Below are 6639 nucleotides of genomic sequence, written 5' to 3'. Positions count from 1 at the left end.
GCCGCCCAGCTGCGCAGGGAAAAACCGATCCAGCCGGACGGGAAGGGTGGGTTGGGCAGATCGGCGGGGACGGGCCACCAGCGTATGCGTGTTTCCACCCCCTCTGACATGTGCCTCCAACCCGAAATCTGACGCGCGCAACAGGAACGCCCCGAAGGCTCAGAAGGTCAAGCACGCAGCGGCGTGGTGCAGGCCGGGAAATCCTTTGTCAGATACGGGTTTGCAATGGTGCCCCCGTCGGAGGCAGATTTAGGAGGGCTTGGCAGGATATCGACGGGCTTTCCTGTGATCGAAGGCCGCCATGACATTGTGCGCTGTCAGGATGGCCGCCATGACACGGACAAGCAGGGAGCTCGTCCGGAGGCGGTTCTTCTGACGCTCCGGCTGTCTCGAAGCGTCAGGAAAATTTCGATAGCCGCCCGATATGACGAGTATCCTTGATTTGAGGCGTGGCTAACGCTGGAAACGGTGCCTACGCGTCACCCTGCGCCATACGGGATACGAGAAGCTGGTTGATGCGGAAACCATCCACATCGACGACCTCGAAGCGGTATCCCGCAGCCTCGACCCGGTCGGCCTTGCGGGCCATGCGGCGCAGTCGGTGCATGACGAAACCACCGATTGTGTGAAACAGATCGCGCTCGGCGTCGAGGTTGATATCGAGCTCACGGAACACGTCTCCAATGGGAGCCGCGCCGTCGATGAGCCACGAATTTGCGTCGCGTCGTACAATGGCCTGTTCCTCGAACGGGCTTGCGAGCCCGTCCATGAGCGCGCCCATGATGTCCTTGAAGGTGATGAGACCGACTACCAGACCGTATTCATTCACGATCAGCGCAAAGCCTGCACCATGCGAGTCGAACTGCGCCAGTGTGTCCCACAGGTTCAGCGTGTCCGGCAGCGAAAGCGTGTCACGACGCATCCGGAAAATCTGGTTGGTAATGGGCTGGCTCGGATCGGTGTAGGCCGGCACCTCATCCACGACCGCCACCAGAACGTCCTCGGCGCGGATCGAGCCAATCACGTGATCGAGTCCGCCATCGCAGAGCGGATAGCGCGAATAGGGTCGGATACGTACCTTGTCGCGCTGGGATTCAAGGCTCTCCTGCACATCGAGAAAAACGATCTCGTCTCGCGGGGTCATGGCCGAGGTGACAGAGCGATCCTGCAGCGCCAGAACGTTCTGGATCAGCTGATGCTCTTTCTCCTGCAATACGCCGGATGCCGTGCCTGCGGCCAGCATGGCGTTCAGATCCTCAGGCGTGACGGGCTCAACGGCAGAGGCTGCCGGGATGCGCAGCATAGTGAGCAGCCAGTCTGAAATCACCGAGAAAATCCAGACGGCGGGGAAAAGCACCCTCAGCGCCCCGGTAAGGAACCAGCCGACACGCAGCGCCACACGGTCCGGATTGTTCAGGGCGATACGTTTTGGCAGCAGATCAGCAAACAGGACGAACAGGCCCGTCACGATCATAAAGGCCAGCGTCGCAGCCGTCTTGGAGGCGACACCTGGCGTCAGCCCGGCCTCGATCAGCGCTGTGCTGAAGGCCGGTGTGAGAAGCTCACTGGATATGACACCGCCAAGAACGCCTACGGCATTGAGGCAGATTTGCAGGACGGTGATGACCTGCCCGCTATTACGCCGCAGCTTGAGGAAAGCCGCCGCACGGGCGTCACCCTGATCAGCCAGCGCACGCAGGCGAATGTCACGCGCTGCGGCAAAGGAGATCTCGGAAAGTGATATCAGGATCGAGACGGCAATCGCTGCCACCATGGCCGCGAGGCCCAGAAGCAGCAGCATCATGTGCCTGACTCCTCATTCTGAATGGGCTGGAAAAAGAAGAGCCTGTTTTCGTGTTTTTTTTGGCTCATGGCACAGTATCCGCCCTTAACCGGCTGGCGGCAACCCGGCGATTGCGCGCCAGCCAGCCTCGTCGCAGGTCTCAAGCCCAAGCTCGGCAGCTTTCTTTGCCTTGGATCCCGCTTTTTCACCCAGAACCACCAAACCGGTCTTTTTCGATACGGAATCGCTCACCTGTGCGCCCAGACGCTCGGCAATCGCCTTCGCTTCAGGGCGGGTCATGGTGTGCAGGGTGCCCGTAAACACGATGGTCTTGCCCGAGAGCGGGCCTTTCTCGGGGCGGGATTCCGGCTCGATTGTGAGTTGCGCCCGCAGATCAGCCAGCGCCTCCACATTATGCGGCTCGGCAAAAAAAGCGAGGAGATCGGCCACGATGCTCTGGCCGATACCCATGATGCTGCCGAGGGCAAGGCGGTCGTCAGAACCGATCATGGCGGCGGCGCGCATGGCGTCGAACCAGGCTTCATAGGTCTGGTAATGGCGTGCCAGAAGCTGGGCATTGCGCTCGCCGATACGCCGTATGCCAAGCCCGAAGAGAAACCGGCTGAAGGCGATGGTACGGCGCTGCTCGATGGCATTGAGCAGATTGCGCGTCGATACCTCGCCCCAGCCTTCACGGTCACGGATGATGTCGGCCTTGTCACGCAGGCGGAAAATATCGCCGGGCCGGTCGATCAGGCCGATCTCGTGGAACTCGCGTATGGAGCGCTCACCCAGCCCGTCGATATCGAATGCCGGCCGGGAGACGAAATGAATCAGGCGCTCGACCACCTGCGCCTCGCAGGTCAGGCCGCCAGTGCAGCGTCGTACAGCCTCACCTTCGGGGCGCTCTGTCAGGGCGCCACAGACGGGACAATGCGCCGGGAAGATGAAAGCCGGGCCACGCGGCTTGTCCTCGGGGACAGGGCCGAGAATTTGCGGAATGACATCGCCTGCGCGCTGCACACGTACCAGATCGCCGGGGCGGACATCCTTGCGCGCAATTTCGTCTTCGTTATGCAGCGTTGCGCGTGACACGATGACACCGCCGACATTGACCGGCTCCAGATGGGCCGTGGGGGTAAGCGCACCTGTACGCCCCACCTGTATCTCGATTTTTTCCAGTCGCGTGATGGCCTGCTCGGAGGGGAATTTCCATGCAATGGCCCAGCGCGGTGCACGGCCTGCGAAGCCAAGGCGGGTCTGGAGGTCGATATCATCCAGCTTGAAGACGACACCATCGATGTCATAGGGCAGGGATGAGCGTTCGCGGGCGAGATTGGCGATATAACCGGCGATCTCGCTTGCATGGCGGATGCGTGTTGAGAGCGGATTGACCGGGAAGCCCCAACGTTTCAACTGCTCCAGCCAGTCCCAGTGTGTTGCGGCACAGCGTTGGCTCGAAAAGCCCTGCGCATAGGCAAAAAGCGATAGCGGGCGTCTGGCAGTCACGTTGGGGTCAAGCTGGCGCAGTGACCCTGCGGCAGCGTTGCGCGGGTTCGCAAAAACCTTCTGTCCCTGTGCCTGCATTGTCTCGTTGAGCGACAGGAAATCGGCCTTTGCCATGAAGATCTCGCCGCGTATCTCGATCTCCTGCGGGAACTCTCCTTCGAGCTTTTGCGGAATGTCAGCAATGGTTCTCAGATTGGCGGTGACGTCCTCGCCCACCAGCCCGTCACCGCGTGTCGTCCCGCGCAGCAATTCGCCGTTTACATAGGTAAGGTTGATCGACAGGCCATCGATCTTGGGCTCGGCAACGAAAGTGAGCTGATCGGCCCCCTTGGCATCCAGTCCGAGGAAGCGGGCGGCTTTCGCCACGAAAGCCTCGAATTCCTCGGTATTGAAAGCGTTGTCGAGCGACAGCATGGGTACGCGGTGAGGCTGCTTGCCAAAGGCGTTATCCGGCGCCGCACCAATGCGTTCAGCAATGCCGCCCTCAGTCCTGAGGTCAGGGTGGGCTTCTTCAAGGGCAATAAGCGCCCTTCTGGTCTCGTCATATTCCGCATCTGACACTTCAGGGGCGTCGTCGCGGTAATAGGCGTCGTTCCAGCGCGCAATGAGCGCCGCTAATCTGGCGTGCTCACGGGCGGGGGTATCAGTCATCACTCTTGTTCCAGCAGGCTGTCAGCGGCCGTACGCGCGGCATCCGTTATGGTCTCGCCAGCCAGCATACGCGCGATCTCCTCGCGGCGTTCCTCGGCTGAGAGTTTTTCTGCAAGGGTTTCTGTCCTGTCCTTTCGGATACGCTTGCTGATGCGCAGATGCTGGTCGCCACGCGCCGCAACCTGCGGGCTGTGGGTGACGACAAGGACCTGTACATCCTGCGCCACACGGTGCAGGCGGTCACCGATGGACGAGGCCGTAGCCCCGCCAACGCCGGAATCCACTTCGTCGAAAACCAGCGTGGGTATGGCCGAGCGTTCGGCAAGCACGACCTTCAGAGCCAGCATGAGGCGCGATAGTTCGCCGCCCGAGGCCACCTTGGCCAGTGGGCCAGGCGGTTGGCCCGGATTGGCGGCGATCAGGAAGGACGCCTGCTCCTTGCCACGCAGGTTCCAGGCCTCCGGCGCAAGTGGCGTGAGCGAAACAATGAATTTGGCGCGCTCGAGCCTGACCGGCTTGAGTTCGGCCATGACAGCGGTCTCAAGCCGACGCGCAGCGCGCTCGCGTATCTGGCTGAGTTTCTCTGCTTCTGTGGCAAACACCTCGCGCGCGGCCTGCGTTTCCGCCATCAGCTGATCAATACGGGCATTGCCTGAATCCAGCGCTTCAAGGCGGGCCTGAAGGCTCGCCAGCAGAGCGGCCAGCTCATTGACCGCCACACCATGCTTGCGACCCGCTGCACGCAGGGCAAACAGACGTTCTTCGGTTTCCTCAAGCAGGCGGGGGTCGGTGTCTGCATCAGCGGCGAGACGGGAAAGCAGGGTTTCAGCTTCGGCAAGCGCCTCTTCGGCTTTTTCCAGAGCCTCGAGTGCCTCCTGCGCCTGGGCCTGCTGCGCGGAATGGGCAACTGGGTCGTCGCCGGGGGAGGGTAGCAGGCGGGCCAGCGTGCGGCTGGCATTGCGCAGGGCGGCGGCGGGGGTGGCAGAGCGACGGTCACGCGGTGTCAGCTCGGACAGGGCCGCTGCAATGGCCTCGCCACGTCGTTCGTTTTGCTGCAGGCCGATACGCAGCGCAGCCAGTTGCTCTTCCTCATCTTCCTGCGGGGCAAGAACGCTGAGATCATCAACTGCCTGTCTCAGCCAGTCCTCCTCACGCCGCGTCGCTTCCATTTCAGACTGCGCTGCGGCGAGTGCTGCTGTGAGTTCGATCCAGCGACGATAGGCGCGAGCCACGGCCTCGCGAGCACTGCGATCCACGCCAAAAGCGTCGAGCAGATCGAGATGGGTTGCCTGATCCGCCAGACCCATCTGGTCGTGCTGGCCCTGGATTTCGACCAGAAGAGCCGCGATGCGACGCAACAGCCCAACGCCAATGGGCTGATCGTTCACATAGGCCCGCGACCGCGCATCCGCAGTGACCGTGCGCCGGAGCACAAGCGGTTCATGCGGGTCATCAAGGGCAATGCCCTGTTCGGCAAGAAGCTGATGGACAGGGTGACCATTGGGAATATCGAAACAGGCGGAAACGCCAGCCTGATCTGCCCCGGCACGGACCAGCCCGCCGCTGGCGCGGTCTCCCAGAGCCAGTCCAAGGGAGTCGAGAAGGATGGACTTGCCCGCCCCGGTTTCACCCGTAAGGACCGTCAGTCCCGGATGAAAAGGCAGATCGAGCCTCTCGATCAGAACGACATCGCGTATCGAGAGGTGAGTCAGCATGCAAGGCGGTCCTGATGTGTCAGTCTGGAAACATCGCTGGCGGCGGCAGATCGCGCCAGCGTCCTTGTCTCGTCCGGATCAGAAAACCGAGTGCCACATGCGGCCGAAGAGACCGCGCTGCTTGCCACCCGGCGCGACGCTATGATCGGGCAAGAGATCGCGGTTGCGCAGCAGGTTGTAGCTGTAACGATACCATTGGCTGTTAGGATAGTTGTAACCCAGAACCGAAGCCGATTTGCGTGCCTCGTCGACCAGACCCAGTTCAAGGCTGACCTCGACGATGCGTTCGAGCGCTTCAGCGACGTGATTGGTCGTCTGGAAGTCGTTCACGACGCGCTGGTAGCGGCCAAGAGCCGCCTCGTAGTTGTGCTGCTGCTGGTAGTAGCGGCCGACGAGCATTTCCTTACCGGCAAGATGGTCGCGGCAAAGGTCGATCTTCAGCTGGGCGTCGCGGGCATAGGCCGTCTGTGGGAAGCGTGTCACGACCTCCTCAAGAGCGTTCAGGGCTTCGATCGTACCCTGCTGGTCACGCTGCACTTCGGCAATCTGTTCGTAGTAGCAAAGAGCGCGCAGGTAGTAGGCATAAGCGGCGTCAGGGCTGGTGGGGTGGAGGAGCAGGTAGCGCTCAAGCTGCTGGACTGAAAGTGCATACTCACCCTGCAGGTAATAGGCATAGCCTTCCATCAGCTCGGCATTACCGACATAGCCCGAATAGGGGTAGTTCTGCTGCAGGAGTTCGAATTCGCCACTGGCCAGCGTGTAGCGCTTCGAATGAAGGGCATCGATGCCGTAATTATACAGCGTCTCGGCACTGGCGACCTTCGGTGCCTTGAACTCTTCCTTGTTGGAAAAGAGCGAGCAGCCGCTCAAAAGCACAAAGCTGCCGGCCGTCAGGACGCTAACGACGCGCTGACGCTTCGAGGCAGGAGGTACGTGACGTTCTGTATTCTGGTGCATGCCGACTCTTCCACTGACGAACGG

4 protein-coding genes are annotated in these 6639 nt (G+C 61.4%); all 4 read right to left on the bottom strand.

The window, feature by feature from the left end; translation table 11 throughout:
- Nucleotides 1-472: 472 nt before the first annotated feature.
- The 4 genes from P792_RS22855 to P792_RS22840 all read right to left on the bottom strand — a co-directional run bounded on the left by P792_RS22855 (nt 473) and on the right by P792_RS22840 (nt 6615).
- Nucleotides 473-1804, bottom strand: coding sequence for a hemolysin family protein (locus tag P792_RS22855; protein ID WP_023977579.1), 1332 nt, complete (start codon nt 1802-1804; stop codon nt 473-475).
- 84 nt (nt 1805-1888) lie between these two features.
- Nucleotides 1889-3943, bottom strand: coding sequence for an NAD-dependent DNA ligase LigA (ligA, locus tag P792_RS22850; protein WP_023977578.1), 2055 nt, complete (start codon nt 3941-3943; stop codon nt 1889-1891).
- Nucleotides 3943-5658, bottom strand: coding sequence for a DNA repair protein RecN (gene recN / locus P792_RS22845; protein ID WP_023977577.1), 1716 nt, complete (start codon nt 5656-5658; stop codon nt 3943-3945). The genes ligA and recN overlap by 1 nt, the downstream gene beginning before the upstream one ends.
- A gap of 78 nt (nt 5659-5736) precedes the next feature.
- Nucleotides 5737-6615 (bottom strand): outer membrane protein assembly factor BamD, encoded by an 879-nt coding sequence (locus P792_RS22840; RefSeq protein WP_023977576.1) that lies wholly within the window; start codon nt 6613-6615, stop codon nt 5737-5739.
- Nucleotides 6616-6639: the final 24 nt, after the last annotated feature.

The sequence above is a fragment of the Asaia sp. SF2.1 genome (genome assembly GCF_000505765.1).
Classification (GTDB): Bacteria; Pseudomonadota; Alphaproteobacteria; order Acetobacterales; family Acetobacteraceae; genus Asaia; species Asaia bogorensis.
The sequence above is the reverse complement of the archived record's forward strand: the minus strand, read 5'-3'. Positions and strand labels throughout refer to the sequence as shown.